The following is a 20,861-nucleotide window of genomic DNA, read 5'->3' as shown; positions in this document are numbered from 1 at the left end:
TCCACGGGGGGGCCGGGGGGTGTGAAACCCCCCGGGGCTAGCCCATGTCCCCGACCTATCCCGCACTCGACATCCCCGACGACGGCAAACTCGCCCACAACATCGCCCATTTCGCCCGCGCGCTGCGCAAGGCGGGCCTGCCCGTCGGCCCGGGGCGCACGCTCGACGCCGTGCGCGCCGTGGCCGCCGCAGGCTTCGACCGGCGCGAGGATTTCTACTTCACCCTGCAAGCCATCTTCGTCTCCCGCCCCGAGGAACGCGCGACCTTCGCCCAGGTCTTCCGCCTGTTCTGGCGCGACCCGCGCTACCTCGACCACATTATGTCGCTCCTCCTCCCCCAGGTCCACGGGGTGCAGGAGGACCGCGCCGCCCAGGCCGCCGAGAAGCGCGCCGCCGAGGCGTTACTGGACGGCCAGCTGCCGCCTCCGCCGCAGGACAGGCCCGAGGGCGACCAGATCGAGATCGACGCCACCGCCACCATGTCGGCCGAGGAACGGCTCAGGACGCTCGACTTCGAACAGATGTCGGCGTCCGAAATCTCTGCGGCGAAACGGATGCTGGCGAAACTCAGCCTTCCCGTCCAACCCCTGAAGACCCGCCGCTCTGCGCCCTCCACCCTCACTGCCCGCATCGACGCCCGGCGCAGCCTGCGGGGCGCAATGCGGACCGGGGGGGAAATCGCAACGCTCGCCCGCAAGGCGCCGGTCACGCGCTGGCCGAACCTCGTCGTCCTGTGCGACATTTCCGGCTCGATGGCGGACTACAGCCGCATGGTCCTGCATTTCGTCCATGCCGTGGCCAACCGCAAAGGCCAGGGCTGGGCCCGCGTCCACGCCTTCACCTTCGGCACCCGGCTGACCAACATCACCCGCCACCTGCGCGCCCGCGACGTGGATGCCGCCCTCAAGGCCGCCGGGGCGCAGGCGCAGGACTGGTCCGGCGGCACCCGGATCGGCCAATCGCTCCACGCCTTCAACCGCGACTGGTCGCGCCGGGTGCTGGGGCAGGGGGCGGTGGTCCTGCTCATCACCGACGGGCTCGACCGCGACGACACGACCCTTCTGGCCAGGGAAATCGAGCGTCTCCACCTCTCCTGCCGCCGCCTGATCTGGCTCAATCCCCTTCTGCGCTGGACCGGCTTTGCCCCCAGGGCGCAAGGCATCCGCGCCATCCTGCCCCATGTCGACAGCTTTCGCGCCGGCCATTCCATCGCTTCGCTCGAAGCGTTGGGGCAGGCCATCTCGCAGACCGACGACGGCGGAGAGCGCGACCGCCTGATGGCCCTGCTGCGCGGATAGGCAACGTCCCGCGCAGGATATCCCGCGACAGGGCGCTGATATCGCATATCAGCGGAAAGCGGGCTTAGGTAGAAGAACCGGGCAAATCGGGAACCGGATCGCTCCGATGCGGTTATCCCAAGCCCATCAGAATGAGGACTGGTAATGAGAAAGCTTCTGGTTTCCACCACGGCCCTGTCGACGGCCCTTTCGGTTGCGATCAGCCCGATGGGCACGATGCCCGCCTTCGCGCAGGTCCTGAACGAGGACGGCTCGGTCACCGGCAAGGACGGTGCCGTGCTGTGCGTGCCGACCGCCGAAGCACCCTGCGATCTGGATGCGATCATCGAGAAGCTGAAGCTGGACGAGGCCATGGCCGCCGAGACCGCAGCCGCCGCAGCCGAGGCCGCCGCCGCCGAGGCCGAAGCCAAGGCTGCCGCCGAGGCTCAGGCTGCCGCCGAGGCCGAAGCCGCCGCTGCCGCCCAGGCTCAGGCGGACGCCGAAGCGCAGGCCGCCGCCGAAGCTGCCGCCGCCGAAGCCGCCGCCCAGGCCGCCGCAGCGCAGGCAGAGGCCGAGGCGAAGGCCGCTGCCGAAGCCCAGGCTGCCGCCGAGGCCGAAGCCGCCGCTGCCGCCCAGGCTCAGGCGGATGCCGAAGCGCAGGCCGCCGCCGAAGCTGCCGCCGCCGAAGCTGCCGCACAGGCCGCCGCCGACCAGGCAGCAGCTGAACAGGCCGCTGCCGAGGCCGCCGCAGCCGAGCAGGCGGCAGCGGAACAGGCTGCCGCCGAGGCTGCCGCTGCCGCCCAGGCCGAGGCTGAAGCTGCGGCAAAAGCCGAAGCTCCCGCCGTCGAGGAACCCGCTGCCCAAGAACCCGCAGTCGAAGAACCCGCCGCCGAACAGCCCGCCGCCGAACAGCCTGCTGTCGAAGAACCCGCCGTCGAAGCTCCGGTCGAGCAAGCCCCCGCTGCCGAAACCCCTGCCGAAACGGCCGTGGTCGAGGATCCCGCGGTCGAGACGCCTGCCGTTGAGGTGCCCGAGGGCGCCATCATCAACCAGGCCACCGGCGAAGCCGTTGATCCCGAAGCCGCCGCTGCCGCCGTTGCGGCTGCCGAGGCCGAACTGGTCGCCCCTTCGGGTGAGGTCGTCGATCCGGCCGCGGGCCTGAAGGTCGCCGCGCCGGACCCCGGCGTCGAGGTCGTGCCGGTCGATGCCCCCGAAGTCACCGAAAGCGAAGTCGAAAGCCTGACCCAGCTTCTGACCGCCGACCCCACGGCGATCGACCCCGCCACGCTGGGCGCCGCCGAACTGGTCAAGTCCGCTCCCACGCCTGAGGGCACGGCTCCGATCCTCGAGGCCGATCCCGGGGCGCTGGTCGCGGCCGTGACCGAGACCATCACCGACCAGAATGCCCGCGCCTCGTCCGAGGAATTCGCTGCCGCGCCGACGGCGCTGTCGGGTGGCAAGAAAAGCGGTCTGTCCGATCTGGAAAAGGCCGGCCTTCTGGTGCTGGGCGCTCTGGCCGTGGGCGCGATCATCAAGAACAATCGCGCCGCCGCTGCCGATACCACCGTCTCGACGATGGGCCCGCAGGAGGCGCGCGTGGTGTCGAACACCGGCGACCGGGTGATCGTGCTGCAACCGGACGGCACCTACCGCGTGCTGAAGGACGACGATGCCGTGATCCGGCGTCCCGGCTCCACCGTGCGGACCGAGACCTTCAAGGACGGCTCGACCCGGACCATCGTGGAACGCGCCGACGGGACGCAGGTCGTGACGATCCGCGACGCCACGGGCCGCGTGCTGCGGCGCGCGACCTATGACAGCCTGGGCCGCGAGGTGGTGCTGATCGACGATCTGGCGCGGGAGGATGTCGTGGTCGTCCGCGACCTGCCCAAGCCGCGCAAGCGCATCGTCATCTCCTCGAAGGATCAGGACGTCGCACTCAAGCGCGAACTGGCCCGCCTCGAGGCCGATCGGGCCGGACGCAAGTTCTCGCTGCGCCAGATCCGCGAGATTCCCGCCGTGCGGGCGCTGGCGGCCACGCTGGACGTGACGCCGATCACCTTCGCCAGCGGCTCGGCCGCGGTCGCCCCGGAGCAGGCGCGCAACCTCGCCGACCTCGGCCGGCTGATGCAGGACCTGCTTGCGGAAAACCCGCGCGAGATCTTCCTGATCGAAGGTCACACCGATGCGACCGGCAAGGCGGCGATGAACCTCGCGCTGTCCGACCGCCGCGCGGAATCGGTGGCGCTGGCGCTGACCGAATACTTCGACATCCCGCCGGAGAACATGGTCGTGCAGGGCTATGGCGAGACCGAGCTGCTGATCGACACCCAGGCCAGCGAACCGCGCAACCGCCGGGTCGAGGTCCGGCTCATCACGCCGCTTCTGCGGACCGCCACGATCCGCTGACCGGCCCCCTACCAAAGTCGCGCCGCAGGTCCCCCTGCGGCGCGTTCATTTCTGTGGCAAACCCCCGGCCCTGGTCGCATACTTGCGCCATGACCCGCGCCAGCCACGACCTTGTCCCCGAAGCCGCCCTCGCCTGGCACCGCGCCGGCAAGGGAGCCGCCCTCGCCACCGTGATCGAGACCTGGGGCTCGGCCCCCCGCCAGGCCGGTAGCCAGCTTGCCATTTCCGGGACGGGCGAGATGGTCGGCTCCGTCTCGGGCGGCTGCGTCGAAGGCGCGGTCATCACCGAGGCGCTGGATGCCCTTGCCGACCGCAAGTCCCGCGTCCTGACCTTCGGCGTCTCGGACGAAACCGCCTTTGCCGCGGGGCTTGCCTGTGGCGGCACCATCCGCGTCCTCGTCGAACCCGTGGGCGAGGGGGCCGAGGCCCTGCCCGAGACCCTGCTCGCCGATCTCGTCGCCGCCCGCGCCGCCCCCCGCGCTCTGGCCGTCGTCACCACCCCCGCCACCTGGACCCGCCGCCTCGTCGCCCCCGGCGAAGACCCCGCCGCCGACGCCCGCTTCAAGTCCGACCGCTCGGGGATGGAGGAGGACGGCCGCTTCATCGCCATCCACAACCCGCCCCTGCGCCTGATCGTCGTCGGCGCGGTGCATATCGCCCAGCCGCTGCTCCAGATCGCCCGCACCTGCGGCTTTGCCCCCACGCTGATCGACCCCCGCGGCGCCTTCGGCTCCGCCGACCGCTTCCCCGGCGAGACGATCCTCGACGACTGGCCGGACGAGGCTCTTGCGCAGCTCAACCCCGATGCGCGCACCGCCATCGTCACGCTGACCCATGACCCGAAACTCGACGACCCCGCGATCCGCCACGCGCTGACCTCCCCCGCCTTCTATCTGGGCTGCCTGGGGTCCACCCGCACCCATGCCAGACGCGTCGACCGCCTGACCGCCGAGGGCTTCACCCCCGACCAGATCGCGAAGATCCACGCTCCGGTCGGCCTGGACATCGGCGCCAAGACCCCGGCCGAAATCGCGGTCAGCATCATGGCGCAGATCATCGAGAGCCTGCGCCGCTGATGCGCTTCGGCCCCGTTCCCCTGGCCCAGGCCGAAGGCGCGATCCTGGCCCATTCCGTCGCCCTGCCCGAAGGCCGCCTGCGCAAGGGCTGCCTGCTCGACGCGGGCGAAATCGCCCGGCTGCGTGCGGCGGGCCATGCCGAAGTCACCGTGGCCCGCCTTGACCCCACCGACCTGCACGAGGACGCCGCCGCGCTGGCCATCGCCCGGGCCCTGGTGCCGGACCCGCAGCAGGCCGGCCTTGACCTGCGCCCGGTCGGGACGGGACGGGTCAACCTGCACGCCCGCGCGCCGGGCCTCTGCGACGTTGCGGCGGCCAGGGTCGATGCGCTGAACGCGGTCGATCCGATGCTCACTCTGGCCACCGTGCCGCATTTGCAGCGGCTGGCGGCGGGCGAGATGGCGGCCACGATCAAGGTCATCGCCTACGGGGTCGCCGCCGCCTCGGTCGCCAGGGCCTGTGCGAAGGGGGCCGGGGCGCTGCGCCTGCGTCCGGCACGGCTCACGCGGGTGACGCTGGTCGAAACCCACACCGACCCCGCCGCGCGGCGCCTTGACCCCGATGCGATCACGCAACGGCTGGCCAGGCTGGGCGCGCGCCTCGTGTCCCATCTGCACAGCCCCCACCGCGAGGATGACCTTGCCGCCACGCTGGACTCGGTCTGCGATGCCGAGCTGATCCTGATCCTGACCGCTTCGGCCACCTCGGACCCGCAGGACGTGGCCCCGCAGGCCGTCCGCAGGGCAGGGGGACGGGTCGACCGTTTCGGGATGCCGGTCGATCCCGGCAACCTCCTGTTTCTGGGCGAGATGCGCGCCACTCCGGTCATCGGCCTGCCCGGCTGCGCCCGCAGCCCCGCCCTGAACGGCGCCGACTGGGTGATGGAGCGGCTGATCTGCGGCGTGCCCGTCACCGCTGCGGATATTGCCGCAATGGGGGTCGGCGGACTTCTGAAGGAAAGCCCCGCGCGCGGTCGGCTGCGCGAGGCGAAGCCCGAATGAACACGGGGGCCGCCTGGGCCCCCGCTTCGTCCGTCCTCTGACCGATCCTACTTCGGCGCGATCATCATCACCATCTGTCGGCCTTCCAGACGCGGAAAGCTCTCGATCTTGCCGATCTCGGCGACATCGGCTTCGACCCGCTTCAGCAGCTCAAGCCCAAGCTCCTGGTGCGCCATTTCGCGGCCCCGGAAGCGCAGGGTGATCTTCACCTTGTCGCCTTCCTCCAGGAACTTCACGACCGACCGCATCTTCACCTCGTAGTCATGCGTGTCGGTGCCGGGGCGGAACTTGATCTCCTTGATCTCGATGATCTTCTGCTTCTTGCGGGCCTCGGCCTCGCGCTTCTGCGTCTCGTACTTGAACTTGCCGAAGTCCATGATCTTGCAGACCGGCGGAACGGCGGTCGGCGAGATTTCCACCAGGTCCAGCCCGGCTTCCTCGGCCATCTGCAACGCCCGGGCCGGGGTGACGACCCCGACATTTTCGCCATCCGCGCCGATCAGGCGGATTTCCGGAGCGCGGATGCGGTCGTTGATGCGGGGACCGGTTTCGCGTTGCGGCGGGGCATTGTGAGGTCTGCGGGCTATGGCTGTTGTCCTTTGATGGTTGATTTTGCGGCGGCAATCTAGGCGAGCGCGGGCCGGTCTGCAACCCGGACAACCTGCGTTTCGTCAAGAATCCTGCGGCTTTCAGCCTTTTTCGACAGGCCCGGACCCGTCGGTCTTTTCATTCCCGGGCCAAACTGCCATATGACCCCAATCCGGGCCATTGCCCCCGGTCATAGGAGAATATGACATGAACAGAACCGTAATCATCGGCGCCATCGTCGTCCTTCTTGCCGCTGGCGGCTACTACCAGTTCAGCTACAAGCCTGCTCAGGAAGCCGCTGCTCAGGCGAAAATGGCCGAGGAACAAGCCGCCGCCGCCGCCAAGGCCGCAGAGGAAGCTGCCGCGAAGGCCGCCGAAGAGGCTGCTGCGGCGGCTCAGAAGGCGGCTGACGAAGCTGCCGCCGCTGCCTCCGCGACGGTCGAGGCGGCAGGCGATGCCGCCGCCGCGCTTGACCCGGCCAATTTCAACGCCGATGCCGTGGTTGCCCTGATCGACGGCTCGACGCTGGACGATGCGACCAAGACCACGCTGAAGACCGCTGTCGAGGCCGCCCGCACCAATCCGGCGCTGGTCGCCGACACCATCGCGCAGATCAAGACCGCGCTTGGCATGTAATCGTCGGGCCTGACCCGACACTCGAAGGCCGCGAGGGTGAACCTCGCGGCCTTTTCTTTTGCGCGGCGCGGGTGGCCAAGCCGTGAAAAAGGCCGCAGGGATCACCCCGCGGCCCGTACTTTCTTGGTTAGCGCCGCATGAACACGAATTTTCAACCCATTGAAATCATTGGCAGGCGATAAGGCGCCACGCGCGGCGCGTCAGATCCCGTCGCCGACGAAGGCCTTCTCGACCACGAATTCCTTGGGGTCCGAATTGGCCCCCTCGCGCAGCCCGAACCCCTCCAGGATCGCCTTCACATCGAGGTTGAAGGCCAGCGACCCGCAGACCATCGCCCGGTCTTCCGCCGGGTTCATCCTTGGCAGGCCGAGGTCGGCGAAGACCTTGCCCGAGGCCAGGTTGTCCGTCACCCGCCCCATGTGATGGAAAGCCTCCCGCGTGGTCGTCGGATAGTAGCGCAGCTTGCCCTGCACCATCTCGCCGATCAGCGGGTCGTCCTTCAGGCTTTCCACCAGCTGCCGCCCATACTCCAGCTCTGCCACCTCGCGGCAGGTGTGCATCATGATGACCTGGTCGAACTTCTCGTAGACCTCCGGGTCGCGCATCAGACTGGCGAAGGGCGCGATCCCCGTCCCCGTCGCGAGGAACCACAGCCGCTTGCCCGGTAGCAGCGCGTCGATCACCAGCGTCCCCACCGGTTTCGGCCGCAGGATGATCTCGTCGCCCGGCTGGATATGCTGGAGACGGCTGGTCAGCGGTCCGTCGGGGACCTTGATCGAGTAGAACTCCAGCTCCTCGTCCCAGGACGGCGAGGCGATGGAATAGGCCCGGAGAAGCGGCTTCCCGTCGTCGTTCAGCAGGCCGATCATCACGAACTCGCCCGACCGGAACCGGAGCGTCGCGGGGCGCGAGACGCGGAAGGAAAAGAGGCGATCCGTCCAGTGCCGGACCTGGGTCACGGTCTGGGCGTCGGGCAGGTGGGGCTTGGCAGGGGCGTTCATCAGCATCGCTTCGGTCATGAGGGTCGTCCCGGCCATAGACCGGCTTTCCGTGTCTAGCGTTGATCGAGGTCAAGCGGAAGTCAGGCGCGCAGGCGCGCCTGATAATGGTGCGCCTGCCAGTCGGCGCGGAACTGCCATTGGTCCCAGGGCTGGCGGGCGGCGAGGTCGTCCGGGATCTCGGCCCCGTCGAACCCCACCCGGCGCAGCATGGCATACTGGTCGGCGATCACCGGCCCCTTGGCCAGAAGCTGCCCCCTGTAGCCCATCTCGCGCAGGCGGCGGGCGATGGTGAAGGCGCGGCCGTCGTTGAAGGCCGGGAAGGCCACGCGGATGAGCCGCAGCCGGTCGAGGTGACCGGCCAGTGCAGCGGGATCGTCCGTGTTCGCAAGGTCCACCGCCGTCTGGTCGGTCAGATCGGCCAGCGGCACGATCCCGCGGTCGGGGGCGGGGACAAAGCCCGCATCGGTCACGATCACGCTCATGCCGCGGTCTCCCTTGGGGTGCGAACGGCCTTGCCGTCGATGAAATGGATGCCGCATTCGGTCTTGGCCTGCCCGCGCCAGCGCCCCGCGCGCGGGTCCTCGCCGGGCTTCACCGGGCTCGTGCAGGGCGCGCAGCCGATGGAAGGGTAGCCCTTGGCCACCAGCGGATGCCGGGGCAGGCGGTTCTCGACCATGTATTCCTCGATGTCCTCGCGGCCCCAATGGGCCAGCGGGTTGACCTTGATCCGGTGGTCGCCTTCGTTCTCGAAGAATTGCAGCGCCTCGCGGTCGGCGTTCTGGAACCGCTTGCGCCCGGTGATCCAGCCGTCGAAAGGTGCCAGAGCGCGTTCCAGCGGTTCGACCTTGCGAACGTTGCAGCAGGCGTCGGTGTTGAACTGGTGCAGCGTGCCGTCGGGGTCCTCGAAGCTGACCCGGGTCGGGTTGGCGCGGATCGTGCGGATGTCGCAGAGGTTCAGCTTCTCTGCTAGGTCCCGTTGGTAATCCAGCGTTTCCTGAAACAGCATCCTTGTGTCGATGAACAGCACCGGCGTTTCCGGCGCGATGACGCTGACCAGGTGCAGAAGCACGACCGATTCCGCCCCGAAGGACGACACCAGAGCAACCTGACCAAGGTCATCGTCCTTCAATGCATGTTCCAGCACGGCGGTGGCCGAATGATGCCTGTAGCGCGCATTCAGCGCCGCGACACGCTCGGCCACCGGGCCTTCATGGCGCCCGTCACGCGGCATCCTGTTCCCTTTCGGCCTCGTAAAGCGCGACCTTGAACGGCTCCATCCCCACGCGCCTGAACGCCTGGAGGAAGGTCTCCGCGGGCTCCAGCCGCAGGTCGAGATAGGCGCGCAGGATGCGTTCGATCGCGGGCACGATCTCGTCATAGGCAAAGCCGGGGCCGGTCTTTTCGCCGATCACCGCATCCTCGGTGCCGTCGCCGCCAAGGGTGATCTGGTAGTTCTCAACCCCCGCACGGTCGAGCCCGAGGATGCCGATATGGCCCACGTGGTGATGCCCGCAGGCGTTGATGCAGCCGGAAATCTTGATCTTCAGCGGGCCGATCTCGTGTTCCAGCTTCAGCGCCTCGAAATGGGTGGCCAGTTCCTGCGCCACGGGGATCGAGCGGGCGGTGGCCAGCGCGCAGTAGTCCATGCCGGGGCAGGCGATGATGTCGGAGAGGAGGCCGACATTCGCCGTGGCAAGCCCGGCTTTCGTCAGTGCGGCGTGGATCACCGGCAGGTCGGATTTGTGGACATGCGGCAGGATCACGTTCTGTTCGTGGCTGATCCGCAGGTCGGAATGGCCATATCTTTCCGCAAGATCGGCGATGAGGCGCATCTGGTCGGAGGTGGCGTCGCCCGGCGTCCTGCCATGGGCCTTCAGGCTGATGGTGACGATGGCATACTGGTCGTTGCGGTGCCGGGTCAGGTTGGTGTCGGCCCAGGCGCGGAACACCGGGTCGGCCCTGTAGAAGGCGTCATAGGCATCCGTCGGCGCGTTGCGGAAGGCCGGGGGCGCGAAGGCCTGACGGATCTCGGCCAGCAGCTTCTGGTCGGCCCCGCCGAAGAGGGGGCGCAGCTCGGCAAAGCGGGTCTCGATCATCTCGGTGATCGCTTCGCGGCCGGTCTCGTGCACGGTGATCTTGATCCGCGCCTTGTACTTGTTGTCGCGGCGGCCCAAGGTGTTGTAAACGCTGAGAATTGCCTCGACGTAAGGCAGGAGGTCGGCCTCGGGCAGGAAGTCGCGGACGGTGACGCCGATCATGGGGGTCCGGCCGAGGCCGCCGCCGACGATGACCTCGAAACCCGGCTCTCCGGCCGCGTTGCGGACCATGCGCAGGCCGATGTCATGCGCCCTGGTCACGGCGCGGTCGTTGGGGGAGCCGGTGATGGCGATCTTGAACTTGCGCGGCAGGAACTGGAATTCCGGGTGATCGGTGGACCATTGGCGCAGAAGCTCGGCATAGGGCCGGGGGTCGGCGATCTCGTCCGCCGCGGCACCGGCGAAATGGTCGGCGGTGACGTTCCTCACGCAGTTGCCGGAGGTCTGGATGGCGTGCATCTCGACATCCGCAAGCGCGCCGAGGATTGCGGGCACATCCGGCAGCCTCGGCCAGTTGAACTGGATGTTCTGCCGGGTGGTGAAATGGCCATAGCCCTTGTCCCAGGTGTCGGCAATGTATGCCAGCTGCCGCATCTGGCGGGGTGACAGCGAGCCATAGGGGATCGCGACCCGCAGCATGTAGGCGTGCAGTTGCAGGTAAAGCCCGTTCATCAGGCGCAGAGGGCGGAATTCGTCTTCGGTCAGGCTGCCATCGAGACGGCGCGCGACCTGCTGGCTGAACTGCGCGACGCGGGCGCGGACGAAGGCTTCGTCGAAGTCGGAATAGGAATACATTGCGCCCTCAGTTCGCCAGATCGGCCTGTTTGCCGTGGGGATAGTTGGAAGGCCCGCGGGTGCGGAATGCCTCGCGGAAATGGACGGGCTCGGGGCCGTTCGGGCCGGGGCGCGCATCGGCGAGGTAGGCGCCGACCACCGTCAGCTTCTGCGCCGCGGCGTGAAGAAGGCGCATCTGGGCATGGGCTTCGTCCTCGATCAGCTCGGCCTCGTGGTGGAAGGGCGACCAGCGGTCATCGGCCGTCAGATAGACGACATCGCCCTCTCGCAGGCGGTTGGCGGTGACGATCTTCGGGGTGAAGCGGCGGCTCATGATGCCCTCGGGCGCTGGAAATCCTTCGGGGAATATAGAATATTTTCCCGGCAATTCGCCAGAGACCCTTGCGGATAAGGACGAATGTTCTGATACTGGACGGGTGGGGATCAGTTGTTCCGGGAATGAGGGGAAATCAGGAATGAGCGCCGCGCTGGACGATCTGGACCGGAAAATCCTGTCCGAACTGCAACAGGATGCCGAGCAGTCGCTTGACGAGATCGCCCGCAAGGTGGGCTCGTCGAAGACGCCGGTGTGGAACCGGATCCGGCGGATGCGCGAGCAGGGGGTGATTACCCGGACGACGGCGATCCTGGACCCCGAGGCTCTGGGGCTGGAGGCCTGTTTCTTCGTGCTGATCCGCACCAGCGAGCATGAGGCCGAGTGGCAGCGGAAATTCCTGAAGGCCCTGCGCGAACGGCCCGAGGTGCTGGAGGCGCACCGGCTGGCCGGCGACATCGACTATATCCTGAAAGTGCGGGTGAAGAATGCGCGGGCCTATGACAGCTTCTATCAGGCGCTGATCTCGGAGGTGAAGATCTACAACGTGACCGCGCTTCTGAGCATGGAGGAGATCAAGTCCACCACCGTGCTGCCCCTGTGACGGGCGGTTGTCGGAAGGAGCGCTGACGCGCAATCCCTTTGTCTCGTCGTCGGCCTGCGCCTCCTCCTCGGGCGATGGGGGCGCTGCCCCCAGACCCCCGGAGTATTTGGGAAATGGGCAAGCAGCGGTCAGGTCGTGACGCGCAGCGCGCCGAGGCCGTGGAAGTGGTAGACGTCGGCATAGGCCGGACTGGCGACGAGCGTCAGGTTCGGATGCCGGCGGAACAGGATCGGCAGCGCGATCTGCAACTCCAGCCGGGCCAGCGGCGCGCCGACGCAGAAGTGGAGGCCCGCGCCGAAGCTGACATGCGGCTTTGCGGGACGGGTCGGGATGAAACGGTCGGGCTGGTCCCATTGGCCCGGATCACGGTTCGCGGCAGCGAGGAGAAGGCCCACCTGATCGCCGCGCCGGAAGGTGTGGCCCATGACCTCGACCTCTTCATAGGCATGCCGGGTGAACATGTGCAGGGGGGGATCGAAGCGGAGGATCTCCTCGACGGTCGCCTCGATGGCGTCGGGGGCAAGTGCCGAGAGTGGCGTCCTTGTTTCCAGGAGCGTCTTCACCCCGTTGCCGATGGTGTGGACGGTCGCCTCGTGCCCGGCGTTGAGGAGGAGGATGCAGGTGGAGATGAGTTCGTCCGTGGAGAGTTTCTCGCCCTCCATCTCGGCGGCGATGAGCTGGGTGATGAGATCGTCGGCGGGACGCGCGCGGCGTTCCTCGACATAGGCGCGCAGGAAGGCGACGAAATCCGTGGTGGCCGCGATGGCGCGGTCCTCCATCTCGCGCGTGCGGCCGGCCATGTACATGCCGACCATTGCGTTCGACCAGCGCAGAAGGTCGGGCGCCATCTCTTCGGGCACGCCGAGCAGGCGGGCGATGATGCGGACCGGAAGGGGCTGGGCGAAGGCGGTCAGGAGGTCGAAGTCGCCCCTGGGGAAGGACTCGGCAAGTTCCGTGGCCAGGGCGGTGATGTCCGGCGCAAGGCCAGCGATCCGTCGCGAGGTGAAGGCGCGGAGGACGAGGTTCCGCAGACGGGTGTGGCGGGGCGGTTCCAGCTCCAGCATCGAATGCGCCTCGACGGCGTAGAAGGGCGCGAGGTGCGGGGGGATGGGCAGGGGATCGACGGGTTCACGCCCGAAACGGCGGTCGCGGAAGATGGCGTTCACCGCGGCGGCATTGCCGGTGCAGACGAGGGTGTAGTCGTCCCAGAGGAAGAAGGGCCCGAGGGCGCGCGCCCGTTCGTAGAACGGGTAGGGGTTCTGGACGAAGGCGGGGTCCTTCGGGGGTTGCTGCAAGGATTGCATCACGCCTCTCGACGGGAAAGGGCCGGGGCGATCAGGCCCTGTGCGATCAGCGCGCCGGTCACAACGATCGCGGCGCCCAGCGACTGGCCCCAGTTCCAGGGTCCGCCCAGGAGAAAGACCATCAGCATGACATAGAACGGCACCGCGTTCATATGCATCGAGGCGGCCCCGATGCCGATGCGGCCGACCGAGATGATCCAGAGAAGCTGGCTGACCGCCATCGAGCCGATGCCGAAGATCGCCAGCCCGCCGAACTCGGTCGGGCCGATCGCGCCCCAGTCCGGCCAGTTGCCGCGCAGAAGGCCATCGCCCAGAGCCGCAACCAGTGCGACACCTGCGCAACCGGCGACAGTGATGGCGACGCGACCAAGGGGCGACAGCTCGGGCAGGGCCTTGACCGTCTCGCGCGAGCCCCAGGTATACAGCGTGACCGAGGCAAGTGCCGCAAGGACGCCGAGGCCGAGGTCGATCCTGCCCTCTGCGCCGCCGACCGCGATCAGGCCGCCAAGAAGCGAGAGCGTCAGGCCGATGGCCAGTGCGCGGGTGAAGGGGCGCTTGTCCGCCAGGCATTCCAGCAGGATGCCGACGATGGGCATGGCGGCCGAGACGATGGCCACGGTGACGGGATCGTTGAACTGCAAGGCGATGATGACGAAGAAGGAGGCCAGGCCCAGAGTGACAAAGCCGACCCAGGCACCTCTGGCCCAGTTGGCGCGGGTCACGCTGGCAAGCCCCTCTGTCGCGATCCAGACCGGCAGCAGGACCAGAGCGGCCAGAGTGGTGCGGGCGGCGGTAAGGGCGACGGGCGGCATATGCGGGATGATGAGATCGGCGGCGGGCAATCCGGCCGCCCAGACCACCATCGAGGCAAGGCAGATCAGATTGGCGGTCAGAAGCGACCGTCGCGCGTCGGAGGAAATTGCCGTCATGGCGGCACGTTATGCGGCAGCGCCGCCGCGGGCTGGTCCATCCGCGACAGGCGATGTCGTCAGGCGGCAGAGAGCGCCGCGACGATGGCGCCGAAATCGGCGGCCTTCAGGCTGGCGCCCCCGACCAGCGCACCGTCGACATGCGGCACGGCAAAGATATCGCTGGCGTTCGTCGGCTTGACCGAGCCGCCGTAGAGGATGCGCACGCCCTCGGCCTCGGCCCCGATCAGGCCGCGCAGGCGACCGCGCAGGAAGCTGTGGACTTCGGCGATCTCGGTCAGGGTGGGCGTGCGGCCGGTGCCGATCGCCCAGACGGGTTCGTAGGCGACGACCAGATTCGCCGCTGTCGCGCCGCCCGGGATCGAAGCGTCGAGCTGGGTTCCGATCACCGCGAGTGTCTTGCCGCTATCGCGCTCGGCCTCGGTCTCGCCGATGCAGACGATGGCGGTGAGGCCCGCATCCACGACGGCTTCGGCCTTGGCCTTGACCAGAGCGCTGGTTTCGCCGTGGTCGATGCGACGTTCGGAATGGCCGACGATGACATGGGTTGCCCCCGCATCACGGAGCATGGCGGCCGAGATGTCGCCGGTATGCGCGCCCATCGGTTTCGGGTGGCAGTCCTGCGCCCCGACCATCAGCGCCGTGCCGCGGGCGAGGGCTGCCATCGCGGCGATCAGCGTCGCAGGCGGGCAGAGCAGCATCTCGCAGGCCGGGTCGGGATGGGCTTCCAGCAGGGCCGTCACTTCGGCAAGCGAGGCCTGGGTGCCGTTCATTTTCCAGTTTCCGGCGGCGAGTTTCTTCATCGGTCGTTTCCTTGTGCAGTCCGGACACGCCTAGCGTGTATACCGCGAAAGGAAAAGGCGGCAGTTGGGCAACAATCCGTTTGTCGTCAGCTGCGCCGTGCGCCTAGGCGCCGGGGGCGTCGCGGAACTTGATCGATTCGCCGCAGCCGCAGGCCTCGACCACGTTCGGATTGCGGAACTTGAACCCGCTTTCGACCAGGCCGACCTCATAGTCGATCTCGGTGCCGATCAGGAACATCTGCGCCATGGGGGCGATCATCACCCTGGCACCGTCCTGTTCGACGATCTCATCGAGCGGATTGATCGCGCTGACGTATTCCATGGTGTATTCCATGCCCGCGCAGCCGCCCTTCTTGACGCCGATGCGCAGCCCCTGGCTGCCCTCGCGCGCCATGAGCCGCCGGATCTGGCTGGTGGCAGCGGGGGTGAGGGTGACGGCGGCCTTGCCGGGAATGCCGAACATGTGCGGGCTCCTTTGCGGATAATCTAGGGCGTCCCACCCGGGATTCCAAGCGGTGGCAGCACGGCAAGGCCGGCAACCGTCGCATAGGCGGCCAGAAGGGCCCAGCCGAAGGACGCGAGCGTGCCGATGATGACATATTCGGACAGCGCGCGGTCCTCTTTCAGCGCGCCATAGCGCAGGATCGACTTGGCGGCCATCAAGAGGCCCACGCCCTGCGGCTGGCCGATCAGGACGAGGATGAAGATCAGTCCGCGTTCAAGAAGCCCGATCACCCGACCTGCGCCGGGCAGGCCTTCCGCAGTTGTCTCGGCCGGCAGGCCGGCGGCGAAGGGCAGCATCAGCAGACCCACCGCAAAGCCGCCGGCGCGGGTCGCCAGGAGGAAGCCGGTCGCAAGGGCCATGAGCGCGGGCAGCTGGCTGACCGGGAGCGGGGCCTCGTCCGACCAGAGGCCGGTGCCCAGGATGCCGCCGTCATCCCCGGTCACGATCGCTCCGGGTGCCCAGAGGCCCTGGGCCCAGAGGTCCGGCAGCCAAAGGGCAAGGGCGACCAGGGTGGCGAGGTGCAGGGCCTGGTCGACGAGGAACGGCCCAAGACCGCCCGAGGTCTTCCAGACCGAGGTCAGGACCAGCTTGCCGACGTCGATCGCGATATGGACAAGCGCGAGGACCACAAGTGCAAGGTGCAGCGATCCGGTCGCAGCGACGGCTGCGGCGTAGACGATGACCAGATGCAGGCCCAGCGCCAGAGGATTGCGCTTGCTGGTGGCCATCCACCTGGTCTGAAAGACGAAATCGGCAAGCGTATGGGCGAAGAGCAGGGCTACGAAGGTTTCGATCATGGCCGGTCTGTCCTTTCGCTGCGGAAGGCGAGGTCGGCTTCCAGGAGCGGTGCATATCCTGCCCCGTCCAGCCGGGCGCTGAAAGCCTGACGGCTGATCCCAAGTTCTTCGGCCGACTTGCCGGGATGGGGCGGGTCAAGGCGGAAGCACATCGCGATGGCCTGAGCCTGTTCGGGCGACCAGCGAAAGGCCAGCCACTCCAGCAGGCGGAAGAGGGACGCCTTCCAGACAGCCTGACCCTCCGCCTGAGCGTAGACAAGTTTCCGGCGCTTGATGGCGTCAAGGCCGCGACCGGACAGGGTGAAGGCTTCGCCACTGGCGCTGGCAAGCCCGGTTTCGGGAAGGGATGAGACGGCGCCGCAGGCCGCCGAGATGCGCGTCCGTGGCAAGTCCGGGTGACTGTGCAGGTTCGCAAGGATCAACACGCAGATCCGGAAGACACGGTCGGGATCCGAGCTGTAGACCTGCCAGCCGTCGCCGCGATAGCGCGAAAAGCGGACATCCCGGCCAAGCAGGTTGTCAGGATCGAGTGCGACCGACCGGATCAGGCCGATGGTGGCATCGGTTTCCGCCGACCCGGCCAGAGTGGACCCGATCACATCGCCGGTAAGGACTGTGGCATGGTTCATTGCCTGCAAGTTATAAGGCTTGCAAAGTGGGTTTGCAACCCTATTGACTTGCAAGTGTCGCGGCAATCCAGAAGGCTTGCGCTTGACGGGGTGAGGACTGCGCCAAGGGACGGGTCTGTCGACCTGCCTACATGAAGCCCAGTTCCAGCCGCGCCTCGTCGGACATCATCTCCATCCCCCAGGGCGGGTCGAAGGTCATGTTGACATCGACCTGCTTGACCCCGGGCAGGGGTTCGACGGCATTGGCGACCCAGCCCGGCATCTCTCCGGCAACCGGACAGCCGGGGGCGGTGAGGGTCATGGTGATCTCGACCTCGTTCTCCGGCCCGATCTCGATCGTGTAGACGAGGCCGAGGTCGAAGATGTTCACCGGGATTTCCGGGTCGAAGACCGTCCGGCAGGCCTCGACGATCTGCGGATAGAGCGGATGGTCGGTGGAGGAGGGCTTGATAAGCGGCTGCCCCTCGGTCCGTGCCCCGGTCTGGGCCTCAGTCTGGTCCTGCATGTGATTGTCCCGGTGCCTTGGGTAAGTTGACCGATTATATAGGGAATGCTCCGGTCAAGGTCCAGTGGCACCGAAGACGGATCGCAACGGGGATCAGAAGGGGATTTCGTCGTCCAGATCCGACCGCACGCCGCCCGAGCCGCCGCCCGAGCCGCCGCGCCCGCCGCCCGAGGACGAGCCGCCGCCATAGCCGCCCCCCTGACCGCCATCGTCATAGCCGCCCCGGTCATCATAGCCAGCACCACCCCCGCCCGATCCGCCGTCACGGCCGCCAAGCAGGGTGAGGTTGCCGTTGTAGGGCCGCAGGACGACCTCCGTGGTGTACCTGTCCTGTCCGGATTGATCCTGCCATTTGCGGGTTTCCAGCGCGCCCTCGATATAGACCGTCGAGCCCTTTTTCAGATACTGCTCGGCGATCTTGCCCAGTGCCTCGTTGAAGATGGCGACGGAATGCCATTCCGTGCGCTCCTTGCGTTCGCCGGTGGTGCGGTCACGCCACGTCTCCGTCGTGGCGATGCGCAGGTTCACTACCTTGCCGCCGTTCTGGAAACTGCGCACCTCGGGGTCCCGGCCGAGGTTGCCGATAAGAATGACCTTGTTGACCGACCCCGCCATGCGAATCTCCCTTTGCGCATCTCCGGGGCAGCTTCGCCCCGGATGGTTAACAAACCTATACCGGGGTTTCGGGCGGCTGCAACCTGGGCATCGGCAGCGGCTGGCGCGGTCGGGAAAGCCGGCGAATTCACGACTGGAAAATCAGGGCGAAATGGCTATAGTCCTGCCGGTCGTGCGATGGGGTCGCGGACCTGTTGGTATGGATTTCGGAATGCAGAGGGTGCGCCGCACAGCAATCGTGGCCGCGATGTCCGTCGGGCTTGCAGGGGCAGGTCAGGCGGAGGGGCTGAACCTGTCCGGCTCCACCAAGTCGCGCAGTGCGATCTTCAAGTCGCAGTCCGAGCTGATCGAGAAGAAGCTGTCCAGGCAATACAGCGGGTCGGTCAAACTCACGCCCAAATACAGGAAGGGGGAAGAGACGGCCGAGGCCAGGGGTATTCCGGCTTATCGCGGCAGCTACAAGGGCGAGTATCTCGACGTCGCCAAGGCGGCCGCGCGCAAGCATGGCGTGCCGGAGGACCTGTTTCTGCGGCTGGTGCAACAGGAAAGCGGCTGGAATCCTGTGGCTGTCTCTACCAAGGGCGCGACGGGGTTGGCGCAGCTCATGCCCGAGACGGCCGAGCATCTGGGCGTGGACATCAATGACGCGAAAGAGAACCTCGAAGGCGGTGCCCGCTATCTGCGGATGATGTTCGACAAGTTCGGCAGCTGGGAGCTGGCGCTGGCCGCCTACAACGCCGGACCGGGTGCCGTGGAAGAACATAACGGCATACCGCCTTTCGCCGAGACCGAGAACTATGTGAAGGCGATCCTGGGCTAGGTCGCGTCCGGCCGGGGAAGCTGGACGGATCGCCCACCCTACGCCCGCACCTCCCTATTCGGCCGCGATCTGGATCACGGGTTCCATCGTCGCCAGCACCTCGGGCGAGAGGTGGCACTTGATCTGGTGGCCGCCCTCCAGCACCTGCACCGGCGGCACTTCGCGGTCGCACAGGCCCGCCGGGCTCACCTGTGATTTCCAGCGGCACCGGGTCTGGAACGGGCAGCCGGTGGGCGGGTTCATCGCCGAGGGAATGTCGCCTTCCAGCACGATGCGCTTGCGGATCACCCTGGTGTCGGCGATGGGCACGGCGGACAGCAGCGCCTCGGTATAGGGATGGTAGGGCGGCGAAAAGACCTGATCGGTCGTGCCCATTTCCACCACATGGCCGAGATACATCACCATGACCCGGTCCGAGAGGTAGCGGACGATGGAGAGGTCGTGGCTGATGAAAAGGAGCGTCGTGCGGTTTTCGCGCTGGATGTCCATCAGAAGATCGGTGACGGCCGCCTGGACCGACACGTCCAGCGCCGAGACGGGTTCGTCTGCCACCACGATCTTCGCCCCGCCCGCAAAGGCGCGCGCAATGCCGACGCGCTGCTTCTGCCCGCCGGACAACTGGCGCGGCATCCGGTCGGCGAACGAGCGGGGGAGTTTCACGAGGTCGAGGAGTTCGAGCATGCGGTTCTTGCGCTCTTCGTCCGAGGCGCCGTAGCGGAAGACCTCGAGCGCGCGGATGATCTGGCGGCCCACGGTCATCGACGGGTTCAGGGTATCGAAGGGGTTCTGGAACACCATCTGCACCTGGGACACGGTGTCGGTGTTGCGCTTCTGGATCGGAGTGGACTGGACGTTTTCGTCAAACAGCATGATCGAGCCCGACGTTGCCGTCTCCAGCCCCATCAGGACCTTGGCGAAGGTGGACTTGCCGCAGCCGGATTCGCCCACGATGGCCAGAGTCTCGCCTTCACGCGCCTCGAAACTGAGGGTTTCGTTGGCCTTGACCACCTTCGAGGCCCCGCCACCGAAGGCGCCGGTTGAAACGGAGTAGTATTTCCGCAGGTCCTCCATTTTCAGGACGACCTCGCCGATCCTGGCCTTTTCCTTGACCTCGCGCTTGGCGGGGGGCGCGTCCCAGTCGATCTCCTGCCAGCGCAGGCAGCGGCTTTCGTGGCGATCATCGCCGGGGACTTGGCTCATCGGGACATCGGCCTCGTCGCAGCGGCCCTTTTCGAAATAGTCGCAGCGCGGACCGAAGTTGCAGCCCCTGGGCCGTTCGTGGGGCAGGGGGAAATTGCCGGGGATCGAGATGAGCGGTCGCGCATTCTTGTCGGCCCCGGGCAGCGGGATCGAGCGGAAGAGCGCCTGAGTATAGGGATGGCGCATCTTGTCGAAAACCTCGGTGACGTTCCCGGTCTCGACCGCCTCGCCGGAATACATCACGCAGATCCGGTCGCAGACATCCATGATGAGGCCCAGGTTGTGGCTGATGAACAGCATCGAGGTGCCGTATTTCTTCCCCAACTCCTTGACGAGGTCGACGATCCCGGCCTCCACCGTCACGTCCAGCGCCGTGGTGGGCTCGTCGAGGATCAGTAGCGCGGGCTTGGCCATCAAGGCCATGGCGATGACGATGCGCTGCTGCTGGCCGCCTGACAGCTGATGTGGGTAGGCGTTGACGATGCGGTCCGGGTCGGGCAGCCGCACGTCGGCGACGATCTGGCGGGCCAGCTTCCAGGCCTCGTCCTTCGACATGCCGGAATGCAGCATCGGCACCTCGGCCAGCTGCGCGCCGATCTTCATCGCGGGGTTCAGGCTTGCCATCGGCTCCTGGTAGATCATCGCGATCTCGCTGCCCCGGATGTGACGAAGTTCCTCGTCGTTCATCAGGGCAAGGTCGCGGCCCTTGAACTTCATCGAGCCGGAAACGATGCGGCCGGTCTTGCCCAGTTCGCGCATCACCGCCAGTGCGACAGTGGACTTGCCGCAGCCGGATTCGCCCACGAGGCCCATCGCTTCGCCCGGCATGACGGTGCAGGAGAAGTCCATCACGGCGGGGATTTCCCGCAGACGGGTGAAGAAGGAGATGGAGAGGTGCTCGATTTCCAGGATCGGCTTCGACGGGTCCCAGGGTTGATCGCTTGCAGGGGCTGTCATG

At 67.2% G+C, this 20,861-nt stretch carries 22 protein-coding genes; 7 read left to right on the top strand and 15 right to left on the bottom strand.

What is annotated here, in order from left to right; translation table 11 throughout:
• The first annotated feature begins 44 nt into the window (after window positions 1-44).
• The 4 genes from D5084_RS17600 (at window position 45) to D5084_RS17585 (ending at window position 5,763) form a co-directional block, all read left to right on the top strand.
• Window positions 45-1,298 (top strand): vWA domain-containing protein, encoded by a 1,254-nt coding sequence (locus D5084_RS17600; RefSeq protein ID WP_128516809.1) that lies wholly within the window; start codon window positions 45-47, stop codon window positions 1,296-1,298.
• Between the two features lie 144 nt (window positions 1,299-1,442).
• Window positions 1,443-3,686 (top strand): OmpA family protein, encoded by a 2,244-nt coding sequence (locus tag D5084_RS17595; RefSeq protein WP_128516808.1) that lies wholly within the window; start codon window positions 1,443-1,445, stop codon window positions 3,684-3,686.
• Window positions 3,687-3,775: 89 nt separating this feature from the next.
• On the top strand, window positions 3,776-4,762 hold the full coding sequence (locus tag D5084_RS17590; RefSeq protein ID WP_128516807.1) for an XdhC family protein: 987 nt from the start codon (window positions 3,776-3,778) through the stop codon (window positions 4,760-4,762).
• Entirely contained in the window at window positions 4,762-5,763 is a 1,002-nt protein-coding gene (locus tag D5084_RS17585) for a molybdopterin-binding protein (RefSeq protein WP_128516806.1), read from the top strand. Before D5084_RS17590 ends, D5084_RS17585 begins: the two co-directional genes overlap by 1 nt.
• 47 nt (window positions 5,764-5,810) lie before the next feature.
• Here the strand turns inward: D5084_RS17585 and infC are convergent, their stop codons facing one another.
• The gene (infC, locus tag D5084_RS17580; RefSeq protein ID WP_238382707.1) at window positions 5,811-6,263 is read right to left on the bottom strand and encodes a translation initiation factor IF-3; all 453 of its coding nucleotides are present in this window, start codon (window positions 6,261-6,263) and stop codon (window positions 5,811-5,813) included.
• 295 nt (window positions 6,264-6,558) lie between these two features.
• Here infC and D5084_RS17575 point away from each other — a divergent pair, with 295 nt between their 5' ends.
• Window positions 6,559-6,987 (top strand): hypothetical protein, encoded by a 429-nt coding sequence (locus tag D5084_RS17575; protein ID WP_128516804.1) that lies wholly within the window; start codon window positions 6,559-6,561, stop codon window positions 6,985-6,987.
• Between the two features lie 200 nt (window positions 6,988-7,187).
• Here the strand turns inward: D5084_RS17575 and D5084_RS17570 are convergent, their stop codons facing one another.
• The 5 genes from D5084_RS17570 to D5084_RS17550 are packed head-to-tail and all read right to left on the bottom strand — an operon-like array spanning window position 7,188 to window position 11,192.
• The gene (locus D5084_RS17570; RefSeq protein ID WP_435532685.1) at window positions 7,188-8,024 is read right to left on the bottom strand and encodes a ferredoxin--NADP reductase; all 837 of its coding nucleotides are present in this window, start codon (window positions 8,022-8,024) and stop codon (window positions 7,188-7,190) included.
• Between the two features lie 44 nt (window positions 8,025-8,068).
• Window positions 8,069-8,470, bottom strand: a complete 402-nt coding sequence (locus D5084_RS17565) for a DUF934 domain-containing protein (RefSeq protein ID WP_128516803.1) — start codon at window positions 8,468-8,470, stop codon at window positions 8,069-8,071.
• Window positions 8,467-9,219, bottom strand: coding sequence for a phosphoadenylyl-sulfate reductase (locus tag D5084_RS17560; protein WP_128516802.1), 753 nt, complete (start codon window positions 9,217-9,219; stop codon window positions 8,467-8,469). Before D5084_RS17560 ends, D5084_RS17565 begins: the two co-directional genes overlap by 4 nt.
• Window positions 9,209-10,879: a nitrite/sulfite reductase gene (locus tag D5084_RS17555; protein WP_128516801.1), complete on the bottom strand. Its 1,671-nt coding sequence runs from the start codon at window positions 10,877-10,879 to the stop codon at window positions 9,209-9,211. The genes D5084_RS17560 and D5084_RS17555 overlap by 11 nt, the downstream gene beginning before the upstream one ends.
• 7 nt (window positions 10,880-10,886) lie before the next feature.
• The gene (locus tag D5084_RS17550; protein WP_128516800.1) at window positions 10,887-11,192 is read right to left on the bottom strand and encodes a DUF2849 domain-containing protein; all 306 of its coding nucleotides are present in this window, start codon (window positions 11,190-11,192) and stop codon (window positions 10,887-10,889) included.
• 142 nt (window positions 11,193-11,334) lie between these two features.
• On the opposite strand from D5084_RS17550, the gene D5084_RS17545 reads away from it, so the two are divergent.
• Window positions 11,335-11,796: an Lrp/AsnC family transcriptional regulator gene (locus D5084_RS17545; RefSeq protein ID WP_128516799.1), complete on the top strand. Its 462-nt coding sequence runs from the start codon at window positions 11,335-11,337 to the stop codon at window positions 11,794-11,796.
• Window positions 11,797-11,924: 128 nt separating this feature from the next.
• On the opposite strand, the gene D5084_RS17540 is transcribed toward D5084_RS17545, so the two are convergent.
• From D5084_RS17540 to ssb, 8 genes are all read right to left on the bottom strand, one after another.
• Entirely contained in the window at window positions 11,925-13,100 is a 1,176-nt protein-coding gene (locus D5084_RS17540; RefSeq protein ID WP_128516798.1) for a cytochrome P450, read from the bottom strand.
• Window positions 13,100-14,029 (bottom strand): DMT family transporter, encoded by a 930-nt coding sequence (locus tag D5084_RS17535; protein WP_128516797.1) that lies wholly within the window; start codon window positions 14,027-14,029, stop codon window positions 13,100-13,102. Before D5084_RS17535 ends, D5084_RS17540 begins: the two co-directional genes overlap by 1 nt.
• 59 nt (window positions 14,030-14,088) lie before the next feature.
• The gene (gene tpiA, locus D5084_RS17530; RefSeq protein WP_128516796.1) at window positions 14,089-14,832 is read right to left on the bottom strand and encodes a triose-phosphate isomerase; all 744 of its coding nucleotides are present in this window, start codon (window positions 14,830-14,832) and stop codon (window positions 14,089-14,091) included.
• Between the two features lie 103 nt (window positions 14,833-14,935).
• On the bottom strand, window positions 14,936-15,295 hold the full coding sequence (locus tag D5084_RS17525; protein WP_128516795.1) for a HesB/IscA family protein: 360 nt from the start codon (window positions 15,293-15,295) through the stop codon (window positions 14,936-14,938).
• A gap of 23 nt (window positions 15,296-15,318) precedes the next feature.
• Window positions 15,319-16,134 (bottom strand): DUF3307 domain-containing protein, encoded by an 816-nt coding sequence (locus tag D5084_RS17520; RefSeq protein ID WP_128516794.1) that lies wholly within the window; start codon window positions 16,132-16,134, stop codon window positions 15,319-15,321.
• The gene (locus D5084_RS17515) at window positions 16,131-16,763 is read right to left on the bottom strand and encodes a hypothetical protein (protein WP_128516793.1); all 633 of its coding nucleotides are present in this window, start codon (window positions 16,761-16,763) and stop codon (window positions 16,131-16,133) included. Before D5084_RS17515 ends, D5084_RS17520 begins: the two co-directional genes overlap by 4 nt.
• 127 nt (window positions 16,764-16,890) lie before the next feature.
• Window positions 16,891-17,268 (bottom strand): SUF system Fe-S cluster assembly protein, encoded by a 378-nt coding sequence (locus tag D5084_RS17510; RefSeq protein WP_128516792.1) that lies wholly within the window; start codon window positions 17,266-17,268, stop codon window positions 16,891-16,893.
• 93 nt (window positions 17,269-17,361) lie between these two features.
• Window positions 17,362-17,883: a single-stranded DNA-binding protein gene (ssb, locus tag D5084_RS17505; RefSeq protein WP_128516791.1), complete on the bottom strand. Its 522-nt coding sequence runs from the start codon at window positions 17,881-17,883 to the stop codon at window positions 17,362-17,364.
• A 211-nt stretch (window positions 17,884-18,094) separates the two neighbouring features.
• On the opposite strand from ssb, the gene D5084_RS17500 reads away from it, so the two are divergent.
• Window positions 18,095-18,703 carry a lytic transglycosylase domain-containing protein gene (locus D5084_RS17500; RefSeq protein ID WP_128516790.1) on the top strand — a complete coding sequence of 203 codons (609 nt, stop codon included), beginning with the start codon at window positions 18,095-18,097 and terminating at the stop codon, window positions 18,701-18,703.
• A gap of 54 nt (window positions 18,704-18,757) precedes the next feature.
• Here D5084_RS17500 and D5084_RS17495 read toward each other — a convergent pair whose 3' ends face one another.
• Complete coding sequence (locus tag D5084_RS17495; RefSeq protein ID WP_128516789.1) at window positions 18,758-20,860, bottom strand: dipeptide ABC transporter ATP-binding protein; 2,103 nt, start codon at window positions 20,858-20,860, stop codon at window positions 18,758-18,760.
• Window position 20,861: the final 1 nt, after the last annotated feature.

The organism is Tabrizicola thermarum (assembly GCF_003574395.1).
GTDB lineage: Bacteria > Pseudomonadota > Alphaproteobacteria > Rhodobacterales > Rhodobacteraceae > Tabrizicola > Tabrizicola thermarum.
This window is presented reverse-complemented; position numbering and strand designations above follow the sequence as displayed.

Bases quoted from the DNA above. Each gene is read 5' to 3' on its own strand.
- D5084_RS17600 (WP_128516809.1), top strand. From the start codon at position 45: ATGTCCCCGACCTATCCCGCACTCGACATCCCCGACGACGGCAAACTC.
- D5084_RS17595 (WP_128516808.1), top strand. From the start codon at position 1,443: ATGAGAAAGCTTCTGGTTTCCACCACGGCCCTGTCGACGGCCCTTTCG.
- D5084_RS17590 (WP_128516807.1), top strand. From the start codon at position 3,776: ATGACCCGCGCCAGCCACGACCTTGTCCCCGAAGCCGCCCTCGCCTGG.
- D5084_RS17585 (WP_128516806.1), top strand. From the start codon at position 4,762: ATGCGCTTCGGCCCCGTTCCCCTGGCCCAGGCCGAAGGCGCGATCCTG.
- D5084_RS17575 (WP_128516804.1), top strand. From the start codon at position 6,559: ATGAACAGAACCGTAATCATCGGCGCCATCGTCGTCCTTCTTGCCGCT.
- D5084_RS17570 (WP_435532685.1), bottom strand. From the start codon at position 8,024: ATGGCCGGGACGACCCTCATGACCGAAGCGATGCTGATGAACGCCCCT.
- D5084_RS17565 (WP_128516803.1), bottom strand. From the start codon at position 8,470: ATGAGCGTGATCGTGACCGATGCGGGCTTTGTCCCCGCCCCCGACCGC.
- D5084_RS17560 (WP_128516802.1), bottom strand. From the start codon at position 9,219: ATGCCGCGTGACGGGCGCCATGAAGGCCCGGTGGCCGAGCGTGTCGCG.
- D5084_RS17555 (WP_128516801.1), bottom strand. From the start codon at position 10,879: ATGTATTCCTATTCCGACTTCGACGAAGCCTTCGTCCGCGCCCGCGTC.
- D5084_RS17550 (WP_128516800.1), bottom strand. From the start codon at position 11,192: ATGAGCCGCCGCTTCACCCCGAAGATCGTCACCGCCAACCGCCTGCGA.
- D5084_RS17545 (WP_128516799.1), top strand. From the start codon at position 11,335: ATGAGCGCCGCGCTGGACGATCTGGACCGGAAAATCCTGTCCGAACTG.
- D5084_RS17540 (WP_128516798.1), bottom strand. From the start codon at position 13,100: ATGCAATCCTTGCAGCAACCCCCGAAGGACCCCGCCTTCGTCCAGAAC.
- D5084_RS17535 (WP_128516797.1), bottom strand. From the start codon at position 14,029: ATGACGGCAATTTCCTCCGACGCGCGACGGTCGCTTCTGACCGCCAAT.
- tpiA (WP_128516796.1), bottom strand. From the start codon at position 14,832: ATGAAGAAACTCGCCGCCGGAAACTGGAAAATGAACGGCACCCAGGCC.
- D5084_RS17525 (WP_128516795.1), bottom strand. From the start codon at position 15,295: ATGTTCGGCATTCCCGGCAAGGCCGCCGTCACCCTCACCCCCGCTGCC.
- D5084_RS17520 (WP_128516794.1), bottom strand. From the start codon at position 16,134: ATGATCGAAACCTTCGTAGCCCTGCTCTTCGCCCATACGCTTGCCGAT.
- D5084_RS17515 (WP_128516793.1), bottom strand. From the start codon at position 16,763: ATGAACCATGCCACAGTCCTTACCGGCGATGTGATCGGGTCCACTCTG.
- D5084_RS17510 (WP_128516792.1), bottom strand. From the start codon at position 17,268: ATGCAGGACCAGACTGAGGCCCAGACCGGGGCACGGACCGAGGGGCAG.
- ssb (WP_128516791.1), bottom strand. From the start codon at position 17,883: ATGGCGGGGTCGGTCAACAAGGTCATTCTTATCGGCAACCTCGGCCGG.
- D5084_RS17500 (WP_128516790.1), top strand. From the start codon at position 18,095: ATGCAGAGGGTGCGCCGCACAGCAATCGTGGCCGCGATGTCCGTCGGG.
- D5084_RS17495 (WP_128516789.1), bottom strand. From the start codon at position 20,860: ATGACAGCCCCTGCAAGCGATCAACCCTGGGACCCGTCGAAGCCGATC.